13 protein-coding genes and 1 pseudogene are annotated in these 15,835 nt (G+C 52.1%); 2 read left to right on the top strand and 12 right to left on the bottom strand.

What is annotated here, in order from left to right:
• Window positions 1-2 precede the first annotated feature (2 nt).
• On the bottom strand, window positions 3-692 hold the full coding sequence (locus tag EDM58_RS14365; protein WP_122913920.1) for a response regulator transcription factor: 690 nt from the start codon (window positions 690-692) through the stop codon (window positions 3-5).
• 180 nt (window positions 693-872) lie between these two features.
• Between EDM58_RS14365 and EDM58_RS14370 the strand changes: the two genes are divergently transcribed.
• Window positions 873-1,751, top strand: coding sequence for an AraC family transcriptional regulator (locus EDM58_RS14370; RefSeq protein WP_122913922.1), 879 nt, complete (start codon window positions 873-875; stop codon window positions 1,749-1,751).
• Between the two features lie 74 nt (window positions 1,752-1,825).
• Here EDM58_RS14370 and EDM58_RS14375 read toward each other — a convergent pair.
• The 11 genes and pseudogenes from EDM58_RS14375 to EDM58_RS14425 all read right to left on the bottom strand — a co-directional run bounded on the left by EDM58_RS14375 (window position 1,826) and on the right by EDM58_RS14425 (window position 14,448).
• A pseudogene (locus tag EDM58_RS14375) lies at window positions 1,826-3,566 on the bottom strand (ABC transporter ATP-binding protein).
• A 220-nt stretch (window positions 3,567-3,786) separates the two neighbouring features.
• Entirely contained in the window at window positions 3,787-4,968 is a 1,182-nt protein-coding gene (locus tag EDM58_RS14380) for a M20 family metallopeptidase (protein WP_122913923.1), read from the bottom strand.
• Entirely contained in the window at window positions 4,965-5,885 is a 921-nt protein-coding gene (locus EDM58_RS14385) for a carbohydrate kinase family protein (protein WP_122913925.1), read from the bottom strand. The genes EDM58_RS14380 and EDM58_RS14385 overlap by 4 nt, the downstream gene beginning before the upstream one ends.
• 14 nt (window positions 5,886-5,899) lie before the next feature.
• Window positions 5,900-6,739 carry a BtpA/SgcQ family protein gene (locus EDM58_RS14390; RefSeq protein WP_122913926.1) on the bottom strand — a complete coding sequence of 280 codons (840 nt, stop codon included), beginning with the start codon at window positions 6,737-6,739 and terminating at the stop codon, window positions 5,900-5,902.
• 9 nt (window positions 6,740-6,748) lie between these two features.
• Entirely contained in the window at window positions 6,749-7,750 is a 1,002-nt protein-coding gene (locus EDM58_RS14395; RefSeq protein ID WP_122913928.1) for an ABC transporter permease, read from the bottom strand.
• On the bottom strand, window positions 7,743-9,245 hold the full coding sequence (locus EDM58_RS14400) for a sugar ABC transporter ATP-binding protein (RefSeq protein WP_122913930.1): 1,503 nt from the start codon (window positions 9,243-9,245) through the stop codon (window positions 7,743-7,745). The genes EDM58_RS14395 and EDM58_RS14400 overlap by 8 nt, the downstream gene beginning before the upstream one ends.
• An 87-nt stretch (window positions 9,246-9,332) precedes the next feature.
• A complete protein-coding gene (locus EDM58_RS14405; RefSeq protein ID WP_122913931.1) occupies window positions 9,333-10,307 on the bottom strand; it encodes a substrate-binding domain-containing protein in 975 nt (324 codons plus the stop codon).
• A 21-nt stretch (window positions 10,308-10,328) separates the two neighbouring features.
• Window positions 10,329-11,615 carry a M20 family metallopeptidase gene (locus tag EDM58_RS14410; RefSeq protein WP_122913932.1) on the bottom strand — a complete coding sequence of 429 codons (1,287 nt, stop codon included), beginning with the start codon at window positions 11,613-11,615 and terminating at the stop codon, window positions 10,329-10,331.
• Between the two features lie 36 nt (window positions 11,616-11,651).
• A complete protein-coding gene (locus tag EDM58_RS14415; protein ID WP_122913933.1) occupies window positions 11,652-12,386 on the bottom strand; it encodes a glutamine amidotransferase in 735 nt (244 codons plus the stop codon).
• Window positions 12,387-12,423: 37 nt separating this feature from the next.
• A complete protein-coding gene (gene rbsK, locus EDM58_RS14420; protein WP_122913935.1) occupies window positions 12,424-13,335 on the bottom strand; it encodes a ribokinase in 912 nt (303 codons plus the stop codon).
• Between the two features lie 114 nt (window positions 13,336-13,449).
• Window positions 13,450-14,448 carry a LacI family DNA-binding transcriptional regulator gene (locus EDM58_RS14425; protein ID WP_122913936.1) on the bottom strand — a complete coding sequence of 333 codons (999 nt, stop codon included), beginning with the start codon at window positions 14,446-14,448 and terminating at the stop codon, window positions 13,450-13,452.
• Window positions 14,449-14,796: 348 nt separating this feature from the next.
• Between EDM58_RS14425 and EDM58_RS26395 the strand changes: the two genes are divergently transcribed.
• Entirely contained in the window at window positions 14,797-15,801 is a 1,005-nt protein-coding gene (locus EDM58_RS26395) for a copper amine oxidase N-terminal domain-containing protein (protein ID WP_122913940.1), read from the top strand.
• Window positions 15,802-15,835 lie beyond the last annotated feature (34 nt).

Raw genomic sequence — 15,835 nt, forward strand, 5'->3', positions numbered from 1 at the left:
TCCTACCCCTTTATGGTGTAACCGATTCCCCGTACGGTATGAATAAGCGGGGCATGAGGCGAAGTATCCAGCTTCTTGCGCAAATAGCGGATGTACACGTCTACTATGTTCGTATCGCCATGGTAATCATATCCCCATACCTTCGTCAAAATTTGCTCTCTGTTCAGAACCTGGTTTGCATTTTTCACCATATAGATCAGCAAATCGAACTCGCGCGGCGTCAGCTCTACCTGATTTTCGCCACGCGTGACGATACGTTGCTTCTCATCCACACAGAGATCCGCAATCGTGAATCGTCCATTCTCCTCTTCCTTTTTCAAAACATTCGCCATGCGCATGCACGCACGAATCCTGGCCAGCAATTCCTCAATCGCAAATGGCTTGGTAATATAGTCATTGGCACCTAAATCCAATCCGCTCACCTTGTCCGGCAGCGAATCTCTTGCCGTGACCAAAATGACAGGCGTGATGCTTCCGGAAGCACGTATGCGCCGCAGCACCTCCATGCCGTTCAGTTTCGGAATCATCACGTCCAGCAAAACCAGGTCCCACTCTTCTTGTAAAAAACGTTCAAGCCCGATGGCCCCATCTTCTACCGAATATACTTCGTATCCTTCATATTCCAGCTCCAGCTTCAAGAAGCCGGTGATCTTCTTCTCATCTTCTATCAATAGAATTTTTGCCTGACTCATGGAACGGCCTCCTCTTTCCTAACACCGTAACAAAGGCTGCTGGTTGGAGTCTACTTCAAATTCTGCTTTTCGTCTACTTGCACCCGCTCCTCGGACAGAAGGCTTGCAATATCGTGCATCAAAAGTCGGATAGGGTACTGAATTTCTTGCTATTCTGTGTACAGAGAGGAGGTGGTGGAAATGAATTCCCTCGCAAATATGAATGCAGCCTTGCAGTATATCGAAGCAAACCTCACAGACGAGATCGACTTTCACGAAGTGGCAAGACTGGCCTGTTCATCCGAGTATCACTTCACCCGAATGTTTTCATTTTTGGCGGGGGTTACACTGTCCGAGTACATTCGCCGCAGACGCCTTACGCTGGCGGCCTTTGAACTTCAAGAATCGCAAGCCAAGATCATCGATGTAGCCGTCAAATACGGCTACAGCTCTGCAGATGCTTTCTCTCGCGCTTTTCAGGAGCTGCACGGGGTCACGCCGTCAAAAGCGAGAAACCGGGAGCAGGCTCTCAAAGCATTTCCACGCATGACTTTTCAATTAACCATTCAAGGAGGAGAAGAAATGAACTATCGTATCGAAGAAAAAGAAGCTTTTCGCATCATCGGAATTACGAAAAGGGTCCCCATTGTTTTCAACGGCGTGAATCCGGAGATTGCCGCTATGTGGGGACAGCTTAACGCGGAGACCATCCAGATGCTCAAGCAGCAATCCAATATCGAGCCAAAAGGAATCATCAGTGCGTCGACGAATTTTTCCGAAGTCAGAATGGAGGAAAAAGGGGAATTGGACCATTACATCGGCGTGGCAACGACAAACGATTGTCCGCCTGGTCTCGCCGCGCTTGAAGTAGCGGCGTCCACCTGGGCCGTATTTGAGGCAGTCGGGCCTTTCCCCCAGACGCTCCAGAATACGTGGGGACGCATCTATTCCGAGTGGTTTCCTACTTCCAGCTACGAGCTGGCGAAAGGGCCGGAAATCTTGTGGAATGCGCATAAAGATACAACTTCCCCTACGTTTCAAAGCGAGATCTGGATACCGGTCGTCAAACGCCTTCCCTGATCAGCGTGAGACGAAGTAAAACGCAAGAAAGCAAAACCCCTGCCTTCATAGAAACTGGCAGGGGTTGCTGTTGCTTATACCTGTAATTCGAACTGCTTGGAATACAGATGTGCATACGCTCCGTCGCGTCTAAGTAACTCTTCGTGTGTGCCCTGCTCTGCAATTCCGTCTTTGGTTAATACGATTATCCGGTCTGCATTGCGGATCGTAGACAGGCGGGGCAATGACGATCGTTGTACGCCCTTTTGCTAACCGTTCCAGCGATTCCTTGATAATACTCTCACTTTCGTTATCCAGAGCGCTCGTTGCCTCATCCAAAATGAGGACAGGCGGATTCTTCAAGAAGACGCGGGCGATACTTAGTCGCTGCTTTTGGCCTCCAGACAGCTTCACACCGCGTTGCCCAATCTCGGAGTTGTAGCCGTCTGGCAAGCTCATGATAAAGTCATGGGCATTTGCGTGCCTGGCTGCCGCAATAATTTCTTCATCGCTCGCCTCCGGATTCCCGTAGCGGATATTTTCCATCACCGTTCCGGCAAAGAGGTAGACATCCTGCTGTACGACGCCGATGTTTTTCCTGAGCGACTGCAGATCGATATCCCGAACGTCGGTCCCATCTAGCAACACGTTGCCAGTTGTCACATCATATGAGCGGGGAATAAGCGAACATATTGTCGTTTTTCCCGCACCGGACGGGCCGACTAGCGCAACATACTCTCCCGGCCTTACTGTCAGCGAGAGGTTTGTGAAGACATCGTCCAAATGGTCTTCATAGCGGAAGGAAACTTGCTGAAACACAATTTCGCCATGTACCTCTCGCAGGATGATGGCGTTTTCTTTGCTTTCGATTGCCGGCTTCAGATTCATGATTTCCATAAAGCGCTGAAAGCCCGTGATCCCTTCCTGAAAAAGTGTGCTCATTTGGGTCAGCCGTTGAATCGGCTCTACCAAAAAGCTGATATACAATAAAAACGTGATCAAATCCGCTAAGTCCAACGTTTGGTTGACGATACTGGCACTGCCACAAATAATCAGGGTGATGGTAATCAGCTGGATAAACGTCTCAACACCATTGTAGAAATACGCTTCAGCCTTGTACGTATTCTTGCGACTGTCGAGAAAACGATTATTTTCTCGGTTAAATTTCTCGATCTCGACGTGTTCGTTCGCAAATGATTTTACGACTCGAATTCCAGCTAAACTATCCTCCACCTGGGCGTTCACGTCCCCGATCCGCTCTTTGTTTCTTCTTAATGCCCGATTCAGCTTCTTATTAAAATACATGACGAAGATCGTTAAGAATGGGAAAAAACAGAAAACCGCAATCGTCAAAGGAGCGTTTATAGAAAACAAAATGACAATTGCCCCAATAAAGCGGATGAAATATTTCAGGTAGTCTTCCGGTCCGTGATGATACAGCTCGGCAAGCATCAACAGGTCGTTCGTGATGCGCGACATGAGCTGTCCCGTCTTTTCCTTATCGTAAAAGCTGGTAGAGAGCTTTTGCATATGCGCAAACAGCTCGCTTCGCAAGTCTCTTTCCATGCGAGCACCGATCTCATGACCTTTATAGTCCACAAAAAAATTCCCGATATTCTGGATCGCGACCAAAACGAGCATCAGCGCTCCAATCCAATACACTTCACTGAGGGCAGTGGACAAATCTCCTTCGAGAACATCCTTCGTAATGTATCGAACGAGCAGCGGAAATGCCAACGTCACAGCAGATACGAGAACAGCACACCCCAATACCGCAAGAAACAGCATTGCATACGGCCTGTAATAAGATAAAAATTTTTTTATTGGAAAATGCATGAGTTACCCCTCTTTAGTGTTTTTTTCATAAACACAATATAAGGGGGTACAACGTTTAGAAATTAAGAACGTGTTCCACCCTTATCTCTTTTCACGGGTTGATTTTTCATGTTTTTCATATAAATTGCCTCCCTATTGGTTGATATTCCCAGTATAATCGATTTCATTTAAAAAAAGATCCCAATTTCTCATGTGATCACTGAGAAATTGGGATCTGACACTACCTCAAATAAGCCAACGCCAAGGCGATATAGTAGCGAATGGAATCCAGGTACTTCTCAACCTCTACCCATTCATCCGGCTGATGCGCCATGCTGGGCTCGCCCGGGCCGTAGATCAGAACGGGAATGCCGCTCAGATTCGGCTGATAGATAGAAGCATCTGTGTAGTAATTGACCCCGCGAGGCGCAGCATCCTCCGCCATTCCCGCCACCTTCATGGCAGTGCGAATGAAGGGATCATCAGACGGCGTATCGACATAAGACATGTCATTCAAGATTTTGAGCTGATAAGACGCCGCCAGGGACGCTTTTTGGGCGAGCCGCCCGATATCTTCGAGAATCCGCTCATGGCTTTGCCCCGGAACGGTGCGTATATCGAGGGTCACGCTGCACTGATCGGGCACGACGTTGGGGCTGACGCCGCCGCGAATCATTCCGATGTTCAGCGTAGAGCCGCCGAGGATGGCATGAGGCTCATGCTCCAGCCGATAAGCATTCAGCTCCGCGATGAAACGATGAATCGCCTGGATCGCGTTGATGCCGTGATCCGGCATGGAGCCGTGCGCCGTCTTGCCGTACATGGTCACCTCAAGCCAGAGCGCGCCTTTATGGGCGACGATGACCTGATTGGCGGTAGGTTCGCTGACCACGATCGCAGAAGCATGATCGATCTGGCCTTTCTTCACCACTTCCTTGGCTCCCAGACAGTCTACTTCTTCTCCTACTGTCCCTGCAAAAAGCAGATTTCCAGGCAGCGAGATCCCCGACTTGGCGAGGCATTCCATAGCGATGATCATCGCTGCGACACCGCTTTTCATGTCCGTCGTGCCGCGGCCGTAGATGCGGTCGCCTACTCGTTGACCCGCAAACGGGGGATACGTCCATTCCACCCCTCCGACGGGAACGGTATCAAAATGCCCGCTGAAAACCAGGGTTTTCCCCTGATCCCTGACTGCTTTCTCTGAAGGCTTGCCATACAGGGAAATGAGCAGATTGGCCCGATCCTCTGTCACCAAGTCCATCTCCATGTGCAGCCCGCTGTCCTGCAGCCGCTTCTGAATCGCTTCTGCTACGGCCCGCTCCGCTCCAGGCGGATTCACACTGTTGATCTGGAGGAGCGACTGCAAAAAAGCGACTGCATCTGCTTGATCCACTTGTGCAAACAGATCATTGGCATTCATTTTTCCAAGACCTCCCCTTCCCAGGCATGCGGCAATCCCGTCCTCGCTCCGACCTGCTGTACCACGCGCGCGCCCAGGGTAATGCCTGCCCGCAAGATTTTTTCCTTCTCCCAACCTCGTAGAAAACCATACAGCACGCCGACGGCAAAAGCATCTCCCGAACCAGTAGAATCTACCGCTTTGACTGGCAGAGAGGGAAGGAAGATGCTTGTCCTTGCTGAGTCCGTACCGGATACAGCAGAGCTGTACAGCGCTCCCTCTCCGCCCATTTTCACAAAGATCTCCTTCGCGCCACGTCGATGCAAATCCTGCAAGGCATCTTCCAACTCCTGATCGCCAACCAAATCCTGCAGCTCCGATCGGTTTACAAACAGGATGTCCGTCCGGGAAAGCAGCGGTTCGAGCGGCTTCAGCCCTTTTTTGGTCAACAGGGAGCTGGGGTCAAAGGATATGCGCAGACGCGGGTTTCGTTCTTTCCAGGCGAAAAGCTGATCCGCAATCGGCAGATGCGGGCTGCTCAGATGCAGGAAGTCAAGCTCTTGGCAAAAGTCCTCGGGGATCCGGTTCACCTCGTACTGCACATTGGCTCCCGGATACGTATACATGGTGCGCAGCCCTTCTTGGTCCACCAGCACCATCACCATTCCGGACGAAACGTCGTCGACGATCTGGATGTGGTCCAGGCGCACCTTTTCCATGCTGTCCAACAAAAAGGAGGTGTAGGCATGCTGACCGACCGCTCCGAGAAAATACACTTCTTCCCCCAAACGCGAAAGACCAACAGCGACATTCGCTGCTGATCCTCCAGGCAAAAATTGCAGGTTGCTCACTTCGGTCTCCTGATCAACTTCTGCGAAGGCGTCAACCTGACAGATGATATCTGTATTGACGAAACCATGTACGGCGATTTTACCCATGATCGGCCCCCAACCTATCGCAAGGAATGAACCTGATCCATGAAGCGTTTCACCTTTTCGGTGTCCACGCGCTCCCACCAGTTGCCGTTCTCTTTCAAATAGCTGCCGACAATCGCGCCATCTGCGACAGACAGGATCTTCTTCGCGTTCTCAGCGGTCATCCCGCTGCCGATGATCACCGGGAGGGAGGCGTTTTCCTTGATTCCCGTAATCTCATCCAACGAAGTTTCATCCCCGGTGCGGTTTCCGGTCGCGATCAAAATATCTGCATCGAAGAATTCATTGTCCCGCGTCTGCTCCGACAAGCTGCGATCCGCGACAATCGCGTGACTGCCATGCTTCACATGGACGTCCGCGAGAATTTTGATGTCGTCTCCGAAAAGGCGCGCCTTGTAGCGCATCGCTTTGGCTGAAGCGCCTTCGACAAAGCCCTCATTGGCGATATAGGCGTTCACCCACTGGTTGGAGCGAACCCATCTGGCCTGGATCGCCTTTGCGATCGCGATGGCAGGCACGACAGCATTCGCCAGACAGTTTACGCCGATCGGCACTGTGGACATCTTTTTCAGCTCGACGCCGACTGCCGTCATCGCGGCGACTGTCTCGTAACCGAAGTCTTCCGGCTTGGGAAAAGGAAGATCCCAGGCGTTCTCGATTTGCAGGCCGTCAATACCGCCTTCAATCAATCGGCGGGCATCCTCAAGCGCAAAGTCGATCATTTCCTGAACAGACTCCCCTTTGTAGTGGGGCGAGCCTGGCAATGGCTTGAGATGGATCATCCCGATAATCGGTTTTTTTACAGGAAGGATTTCGAGTAATGCATTCTTTTTTGGGGGGAATATTCCTCCGCTCATTCCAATCACCTACACGCTCATTTTTTTTCTTGCCTTGATCGAATTCAGCCATACAGCCAGCAAGATCACGACACCCTTGATCATGAGCTGATTGTAAGAAGACACATCCAAAAGGTTTAATCCGTTGTTGAGAATCGAGATGATGGCGACACCCATCAAGGTGCCGACGATCTTCCCTTCCCCGCCGAACAGGTTGGCGCCGCCCAGAACTACGGCTGCGATGGCGTCCAGCTCAGATCCGGTACCGGAGTTGGGCGAGCCTGTAGAGAGACGGGAAGCGAGGATAATCCCGGCAATCGACATGATCGCTCCGCCGAGGACGTACACACCGGTTTTGACCCAGTTGACATTGATCCCGCATAGTCTCGCTGCTTCTTCGTTGTCTCCGATCATGTAGACATAGCGTCCAAACCGGGTATGGGACAAGAGGATATGGCCGATGATGACGACGATCACCATGATAATGACCGGAATCGGAATCGGTCCGATGTAGCCGCGTCCCAGCGCCCGAAAAGTCGCGTCGCTTACCGCAATCGGATTCCCTTGCGTATACACGAAGGCAAGACCGGAGAGAATCGTCGTCATCCCCAGAGTCACGATGAACGGCGGGATTTTTTGCGTCGAGACAACTCCCCCGATGAACAATCCGATAAGTCCGCCGATCATGATCGCGAGAAGCACCGCGAGCGGAATTGGCACTCCCGCCACAATCAGCCCGCTGACGGCCACGCCGCTGACAGCGATTTGCGAGCCGGCACTCAGGTCGATCCCCCCGGTAATGATGATGAACGTCATCGCCACCGCCATGATGCACAGCACCGTAGCTTGACGGGTCACATTGATCAGGTTGTCAACCGTTAAAAAATCAGTCGTCACGATGGACAAGATGACGAAAAGCAACACAAGGCCAATCATGGTGCTGCCCTTGTCGAAGATGAGATACAGCGTTTGCTTCCAGTTGTTTGGCTTATTTTGGGTGATTTCCAGCTCAGTTGACGTTCCTTTAGGCACTTACTCCACCCCCAAATGCGAGTTTCAGTATGTTGTCAGGTGTAATGGATGACTTCTCCAAAAAGCCGGCGATGGAGCCTTCGCGCATGACGAGAACCCGGTCGCTCATCCCGACGATTTCCGGGATTTCCGATGAGATCATGATAATGGCGACGCCCTGTTGGGCAAGCTGGCTGATCTGGGCGAAAATCTCTGCCTTCGCCCCGACGTCCACCCCGCGGCACGGCTCGTCCAGGATGAGAATGCGCGGCTCCTGGATAATCCAGCGGGAGAGAATGGCTTTTTGCTGATTGCCTCCGCTCAGACTGGAGATCGGCTGTTCCAGTGTAGCTGTCTTGATGTTCAGCTTCTGCCGGTATTCCTCCGCGACTTTTTTCTCGGCGGTTTGCTGGACCAGCAGGTATTTCACATATTTTTTCAGGTTGGACATCGTGATGTTGGCACGTACGCTCTGCTTCAGCGCCAAACCTGTTTCCTTGCGATTTTCTGTTACAAACCCCAGTCCCAGCCTGATTGCGTCGGACGGATTGCGAATCTCTACCTTCTGATCCTCGATGAATACGTCTCCGGTATCCTTCGCCAGCATGCCGAACAAGGCTTTGGCGATCTCGGAACGGCCTGCACCGACCAGTCCGGCAATCCCCAGAATTTCCCCTTTGCGCACTTCAAAGCTGATGTCCTTCAATACACCTTGTTTGGAAAGGTTCTCGACACGAAGGATGGGCTTGCCCAATTCTACTTCCACTTTGTTGAAGTAGTCCGTCACTTTGCGATTGACCATCAACTCTACCAAGGAGTCGACATTTTTTACCTCGCTCAATGGAATCGTTTTGATATGAGTCCCATCGCGCAGGACTGTTACCGTATCACAGATTCGGAATATTTCGTCCATGCGGTGCGAAATGTACAGAATGCTGACGCCCTTTTTCTTCAATTCCTCAACCAGGGATAGCAGCACTTCTGTCTCCCTCTCGGAGAGTGAAGACGTCGGTTCGTCCATAATCAAGATTTTGGCTTGCTGAGAAATCGCGCGTGCGATCTCCACCATTTGTTTTTGTGCAATGCTCAGTTCTTTGACAAGCTGTTTCGGATTGATCTCAAGCTGCAAGGAAGCAAAAATTTCCGCGGCTGCTTTATTCATCTGTTTCCAATCGATCAATCCGAGCTTGGTGACTGGCTGAGCTCCGATAAACACATTTTCCGCTACTGTCATGTTCTTCATGACATTCAGCTCTTGATAGATACAGTGGATTCCCAGTTTTTTGGAGAGCTTCGGGTCCATCTGATCGATTTCCTGTCCCTCGAAGAAAATGCGGCCGCTGGTTTTGCTGTAAGCCCCGGTCAAGATTTTCATCAAGGTGGATTTCCCGGCTCCGTTTTCGCCGACGAGGGCATGCACGCTTCCGGGATAGACGGTTAAGGAAACATCGGAAAGTGCTTTAACCCCGGAAAATTCCTTGCTGATGTTTTGCAGCTCCAGTATGGGTGATTGCAAACAGATCCCTCCCTCCGCATGATGTGGAGTATTTCGTATGGAGTGGGGGCTCGCCTTGCCTCACGCCGGTCGAGCCCCGATTCTTGCTTACTTTTTGAAGTATTCGTCTACGTTGGACTTGTCCATCAGAATAACTGGGATGCTGATGTTTTTCTCAAGCTGTTTGCCGTTGATCGCTTCGATCGCAGCTTTGACTGCTTCTTCCCCGATTTTTTCCGGCTGTTGCTGAATCATCGCCAGGATCTTGTCGTTGCGGATGCCTTCTGCCGCTTCCGGAGTCACGTCGAAGCCGACGATTTTGGTTTTGGTGTTGTTCGCGGATTCGAGAGCTGCCAACGCACCGAGGACGCTGTTTTCAGCAGTAGCGTAGATGTAGTCTACGTCAGGGTTCGCCTGCAGGATGTTCTCTACGGTAGCCATGGATTTTTCACGGTCGTAGCCAGGCTGGTCGTTCAGGATTTCCACGCCTTTTGCATCAGCGAGAACTTCCTTGAAGCCGTTCAGACGCTCTTTTTGCACGAAGGATTGCACGTGCGTCACAACTGCGATTTTTACATCTTTTCCGTTTGCTTCAATCTGTTTTTTCAGATGCTCGCCGAGTTGCTTGCCCGCTTCGTAGTTTTCTGTCCCGATGAAGGTATCTACCTTGTCGCTTGGCACCACAGAGTCAGCCGTGATGACAGGAATTCCTTTGTCCTTGGCTTCTTCCACGACCGGAACCACACCTGCGTTGTCTACCGCAAGCAGAATCAGACCATCGACGCCTTTTTGCATGTAATCCTCGACGGCGGATACTTGTTTGGCGAGATCCAGGTTCGGATCGTTGACCAGAAGCTTCACGCCTGCTTCTTCTGCTGCTTTTTTCATGCCGTTGTCGATGTCGATGAAGAATTGGTGACGCAGAGTTGCCGTCGATACCCCAATCGTAATCTCCTTTTTATCGGCAGGCGCCTCAGCGGAAGGAGTTTGAGCAGCAGGCTGTTCTCCTCCTCCTGTGCTTCCACATCCAGCCATGATGGAGACCAATGCAGCCATTGCCAAAAGCGATACTTTTTTTACCATTTCTTTTTACCCCCTATTTTTCTATGCATTTTGGATAGAATCTACTCCACACCAGGAAACGATGAAACGGGCGTATACCTCAATCAGCTTCAAGAATTGGTCGACTGGCACCGATTCGTCGATGCAGTGGCATTGACGCGGATCGCCGCAGCCGAGAATGATGGTCGGGATATTGGCGAATCCGGCCAACAGACGGGCATCACAGCCAGCAGGCATGCCTTCGATGATCACCTCATCCTCCAGCACCTCACCGAGAACCTGCTTCGCTTCCTGGATCAAAGGATGCGTCACAGGGGTTTCAAACGGAAAGCCCTCCTGGTACACGGTCACCTGCGGCGGATGCTCCCGAAGCCATTCGTCTCCGCGAACGACCCGATCGATCGCATCCAGCACCTGCTGGTGTACGCGGTCGCGTGTCACTTGATACGGCTCTCCCTGCCGCGGCTGGTAGTGAAGGCAGGTCTTCAACGTGCAGGAACCCGGAACGACAGAGCCCGCGATGCCGCCATTGATCTCTCCCAGATTAATCGTAGGTCCCGGCAGCAGCGGATGTCTTTGCGTCATCAGCCAGTGATGCTCCAGCTCCTTGATTGACTGATAGATCTTGATCGCCTTGTCGATGGCATTGACGCCTTCCCATAGTTGACTGGAGTGCAGGCTTTTCCCATCCACCTTGATCTCGTGGAACAAAAAGCCCATATGCGCCGGCTGGATGTGCAGTTGCGTAGGCTCCCCGACAATCGCCGCATCGGCTGTGTAGCCGCGCTCGACGCAAGCCAGGGTCCCGTTCCCGCCGCCCTCCTCGTCCACCACAGACTGGATGATCAGATCTCCCTTGAGCTTTACGCCCATGGTGTGGAGCACTTCTGCCGCCATGATCATCGCGGCCAGAGAAGCTTTCATGTCAGTCGATCCCAGACCGTACAAGACGTCACCCTTCACCTCGCCGGAGAAAGGATCGTCCTTCCATTTGTCCCGGTCGCCATACGGCATCGTATCGATGTGGCCGTTCAGAATCAGCGATCTTCCGTTTCCAGTGCCTTTCAGCGTGCCGACGATGTTGGGGCGGCCTTCGTTGTTGTGTCCCAGATTGGCCCCAGGGTACTTCTTGATCTTTTCATCCTCTACGCAAAACTCGTCAATCACAAAGCCCAGCTGCTCCAAGCGTTTCTTGATGATGGCTTGTCCGGCCTGCTCGTTTCCGCCCAGAACTCCGTGGCCGATCACCTGCGTATCTGTCTGGACCAGCTCGGAGAGGAAACGAATGTAGGCATCCTTGTTTTGCCGCACGATCTCGTTCACTTGCACGTGAACACCTTCTCCCTCTTGTGTACTTGCCTTCTCTTAGCGTTTGATTTGCTCCAGAATCCGTGCCCAGAGCTTTTGGTAATGCTCCCATTCCATGAATTCTTTCGGGCCCCAGTGCGGAGCGCAGTCGCTGGCGAAGCAGGCTGTCTTGCCTTTGCCATAGCTGCCCAGCACGACGAATGGATCTTCACCGATTTTGACCAGTACGTCCGCATCCGACTTGGCTGCGAAGCGGTTGTAGCCGAGGAAGCGCGGCCATTCGCCCAAGCCTGCTGTGATGGCATGCTCTTTTACCGTTTGCGGCTGCACGCCCTGCGGCGCTTCCACGCGGTCATCTCCATCCATCATGACGATTGGCATGACGTCTGCGAGAACCGTGTTTTTAAAGTTGGCTTTCCCTTCGATCCCCATGAAGGAAAGGTAGCCGCCAATCATCATGAAGCCGCCGCCGTCTGCGACATAATCGCGGATGAGCTCCAGGCTGTTGGGGATGATCTCCATGTTGTAAAAGGTTGCGTTTTGCAGCAGGAAGGTGTTGGCCCCTACGTCGCTCAGCACGATGGCATCGTACTTATCCAGCTCTTCCCGCTTTTTCGGGAATCGCACCTGAACCTCGTGCGCAGGCATGTAGTCGATTTCGACACCGGCATCACGCAAGCATTGCAGCAGATAGGTTGCGCCCTCCTCATACTTGGTTGATGTAAAGCTGTCATACCCTTTTGTATGGATCATATGAACGACCCAGGATTCCCCAATAAACAATACTTTCATTTCTAAGCACCTCTTTATATTGTAAATAGTATCAACATTAGTATGATGATTCTGAAAACTGGACCACTTCGTCTAGCGACGGCATCCCTTCCTGGGCACCGAAGCGTCCCACCGATATGGCAGCCACCTTGTTGGCAAAAGCAATCGCTTCTCCAAGGGATTGGCCGCTGCCCAGCGCGTAGGCAAAGCCGGCGTTGAAAGCATCACCCGCACCTGTGGTGTCGACCACCGGGACGCGATAACCCGCGATGCGCTGCAACGTTTTGCCCTCCTCTTTGAACGCCACTCCTTGAGAGCCGAGCGTCGCGATGACCTTGCGAACCCCTTGGGCCAGCAAAGCGTCCATCTGTTCCTCCAGACTGCCTTGTCCCTCTGCCAGCAGGGAAAGCTCCGTCTCGTTCGGGGTAATCGCATCCACGCAGGCGAGCAGTTCGGGAGGCAGCTGTTGAGCGGGTGCGGGATTGAGGATGACCGTCTTCTGCAGCCGCTTGGCGACCTTTGCAGCATAGGTCACTGTCTCCAATGGAATCTCCATCTGCATCAGAACGATGTCCGCTTTCTCGATCAACGCCATCTGCGCATCGATGTCAGCCGGGGTGCAGTGCGCATTCGCACCTGGCACGACGATAATGCTGTTGTCTCCCTGTGCCAACACGATGAAGGCAGCTCCCGTATCGCTGGATGCTGTTTTCTTCACACCTGCGCTGTCGACTCCCCCCGCCTGCAGAGAGCTGAGCAATTCCCCTCCGAAAAGGTCTTCTCCTACGCGTCCGATCATGGCTACCTGCGCGCCGAGACGAGCCAGACCGATCGCCTGATTCGCCCCCTTCCCTCCCGGAACGAATTGTACGCTTTGTCCCAGAATCGTCTCTCCCTTGGCGGGCAGACGCGGAGCCTGGACAACCATGTCCATGTTCAAACTTCCAATCACGACGATGTTTGGTTTCACTCTTCCATTACTCCTTACTATACGAACGTTCCGACTCGTTCTTATCTACGATCACTGAAGTTTCTCTCATCCCCGTCTTTGTCTTGCCGGTCGGAATGTTGTCTGAAACAGCGCTCAGGATTTCTTCGTCGAATCCCTGACGATCAGGGAAACTCCCAACTCCACCGTTTCATAATGGCTGCTGGACTGATCGATTCTTTCAATCAGCTTCTTCGCTGCAAGCTCGCCGATCTGGTAAATGGGCTGCGCGATCGTGGACAGCTCCGGCTGTGTGATCTCCGTCAGATTGACGCCGTCAAACCCGCATACCGCCACTTCTCCCGGTACCGAAATACCTCTGCGATTCAATGCTTTCAGCGCGCCAACCGCCATCAAGTCGTTCCCTGCAAAAATCCCGTCTACATCAGGATGATTGCGGAGCAAAGCTTCCACTGCTTTTGCTCCTCCGTCGATGGTGAAATCCCCCGGGACCAGCAAGGTTGGCGTGTACCACGGTTGTTTTCGCGCGACTTCTTCAAAGCCTTCCAAACGTTCTTTCGCCGTGACCAGCTCTTTGGGGCCGTAGATATGGGCGATTTTTTTGCAGCCCGCATCCAGCAAATGCTCCACAGCGGCCTTCGCGCCCCCGAAGTTGTCTACCGTGATGACGCATCCTGATTTCATATCCGGAGCCCGGTCCAGCATGACAAAGGGAATCTGCGCTTCCTCCAGCCGCTCCAGGTCTTCTCGCACCAGATTGTTGGTCGCGAAAATAATCCCGTCTACGTACTTCTTTTTCAGTACCTCGATATAGGATCGCTCTTTTACCCCGAGGTCGTCGGAATTGCACAAAATGACTGTATATCCGTTGTTTTGCGCAATATCCTCCACTCCCCTCGCCAACCCGGGGAAGAATGGATTGGAAATATCAGGCAATATCAGCGCGATCGTCTTCGTCCGCTTTCCCGCCAATCCCCTTGCCATCTGGTTGGGTACATATTGCAACTGCTTCATGGCTCTGTTTACCTTTTGTTCGGTCTCGCTGTTGACATAACCATTTTGATTCATCACCCGGGATACTGTAGCCACGGAAACACCCGCCAGCTTGGCGACGTCTCTGATTGTTGCTTTCATCTTTACCTTCACCACCGACTATGTGTAACCGGTTTACACAACCCTTTTCCTGTTACATGATGTTTTTTCCAATCGACATGTAACCGGTTACTATAAAAATAATCTGAATTTGCCAGCTAGTCAATATGAAAAAAAAATGGGCTTCTTCAGCCTCTTCCTCTGCGCCTCGCTCAACATCGTGATCGATAATTGGTGGAGAGAAAATTTTGAAGCTTCCGGCTTGCGGGGATTCGTCACCTTTATGCACGACCAGCGCTTGGAAAATTGTTGTCGAATTTCCTGTGTGTGAATAGTCAGAAAGTTGTGCTATTCTGAATGAAATGTGGATAAAAGGAGGATAAAAGATTCATGAAAATGAAGTGGACCTCATTCTTTCTTGTTTTCTTTCTTTTCATCGGGGTCGTGCCGCAAGTGTTCGCAGCCGATATCTGGTCCGACGGCGATTTTGAATTAGGACCGCCCAGTACGCAACAACAGCCTTTGCCACCCAACAACAATGGCCTTTGGTCTGAAAATCTCTGGCAGGATCCCCCACCGACTACGAGTCCCGCTCCTTCACCCTCACCTGCTCCTGTACCCGCTCCCATACCTGGCAACGCATCCCCCCCATCTCCCACAGCACCGTCGCCGCAACCGCCCTCCCTGCTCACTTTCTCCGCACCCCCAGTTACAGAAAACGGAAAAACGCTGATTCCCGCTCGTGAAGTGCTTGATGCACTCGGAGCAGAATTGCAGTGGGACGCGATCAAGCAATTGGTCACGGTTCGCAAAGGCACTACCACCGCTCACGTCATTCTCAACAACAATATGGCCATGACAAACGGCAGCATGGTGAAGCTGGAAGCCAGCGTAAGAATGAACCAGGATCGCATATACATTCCCATCGACTTTCTCTCGCAAGCTCTCGGCTGCAAGGTTCAGGTAGACCCTTCGACTACGAGAGTAATCGTTGATGATTGGTTGGTTTTCTACCTCGACCCGACGAAAATTCCCGCAACAGGAAAAGAACAGCCACTTCCTGCTCCCAACTCGTTCGTTGGAAACTGGTCGATCTGGATTCCAGGCGGTTATGCTACCACAAACACGACGGTGAACGGAGATGGCTCGAAAACCGTTACGCAGGAATACGTGCCGGGTGCAGCGGGATACACGCTGAGCATTCTGGCCAATGGCACCTATTCCTGGCAAACCACTGGAGGGACCATTACCGGGACCTGGCAAGCGCTCCCTGATGGACGAATCGTACTCTTGAAGGCAAAATACGAGTTTGATTGGTATGTAACGAAGATCAACGATAACGAGATCAAGTTCTACTCCTATGGCATGGAGGAGTACGGCAAACGGGTGAAGTAACACTCTGGAACACGAAAACACCGCCTGAAACGGG

The organism is Brevibacillus panacihumi (assembly GCF_003710985.1).
GTDB classification, from domain to species: Bacteria; Bacillota; Bacilli; order Brevibacillales; family Brevibacillaceae; genus Brevibacillus; species Brevibacillus panacihumi.

Excerpts from the sequence above, each read along its gene's own strand:
- EDM58_RS14380 (WP_122913923.1), bottom strand. The coding sequence starts at position 4,968 with ATGAATGCCAATGATCTGTTTGCACAAGTGGATCAAGCAGATGCAGTC.
- EDM58_RS14390 (WP_122913926.1), bottom strand. The coding sequence starts at position 6,739 with ATGAGCGGAGGAATATTCCCCCCAAAAAAGAATGCATTACTCGAAATC.
- EDM58_RS14405 (WP_122913931.1), bottom strand. The coding sequence starts at position 10,307 with ATGGTAAAAAAAGTATCGCTTTTGGCAATGGCTGCATTGGTCTCCATC.
- EDM58_RS14370 (WP_122913922.1), top strand. The coding sequence starts at position 873 with ATGAATTCCCTCGCAAATATGAATGCAGCCTTGCAGTATATCGAAGCA.
- EDM58_RS14365 (WP_122913920.1), bottom strand. The coding sequence starts at position 692 with ATGAGTCAGGCAAAAATTCTATTGATAGAAGATGAGAAGAAGATCACC.
- EDM58_RS14415 (WP_122913933.1), bottom strand. The coding sequence starts at position 12,386 with ATGAAAGTATTGTTTATTGGGGAATCCTGGGTCGTTCATATGATCCAT.
- EDM58_RS26395 (WP_122913940.1), top strand. The coding sequence starts at position 14,797 with ATGAAAATGAAGTGGACCTCATTCTTTCTTGTTTTCTTTCTTTTCATC.
- EDM58_RS14385 (WP_122913925.1), bottom strand. The coding sequence starts at position 5,885 with ATGGGTAAAATCGCCGTACATGGTTTCGTCAATACAGATATCATCTGT.
- EDM58_RS14425 (WP_122913936.1), bottom strand. The coding sequence starts at position 14,448 with ATGAAAGCAACAATCAGAGACGTCGCCAAGCTGGCGGGTGTTTCCGTG.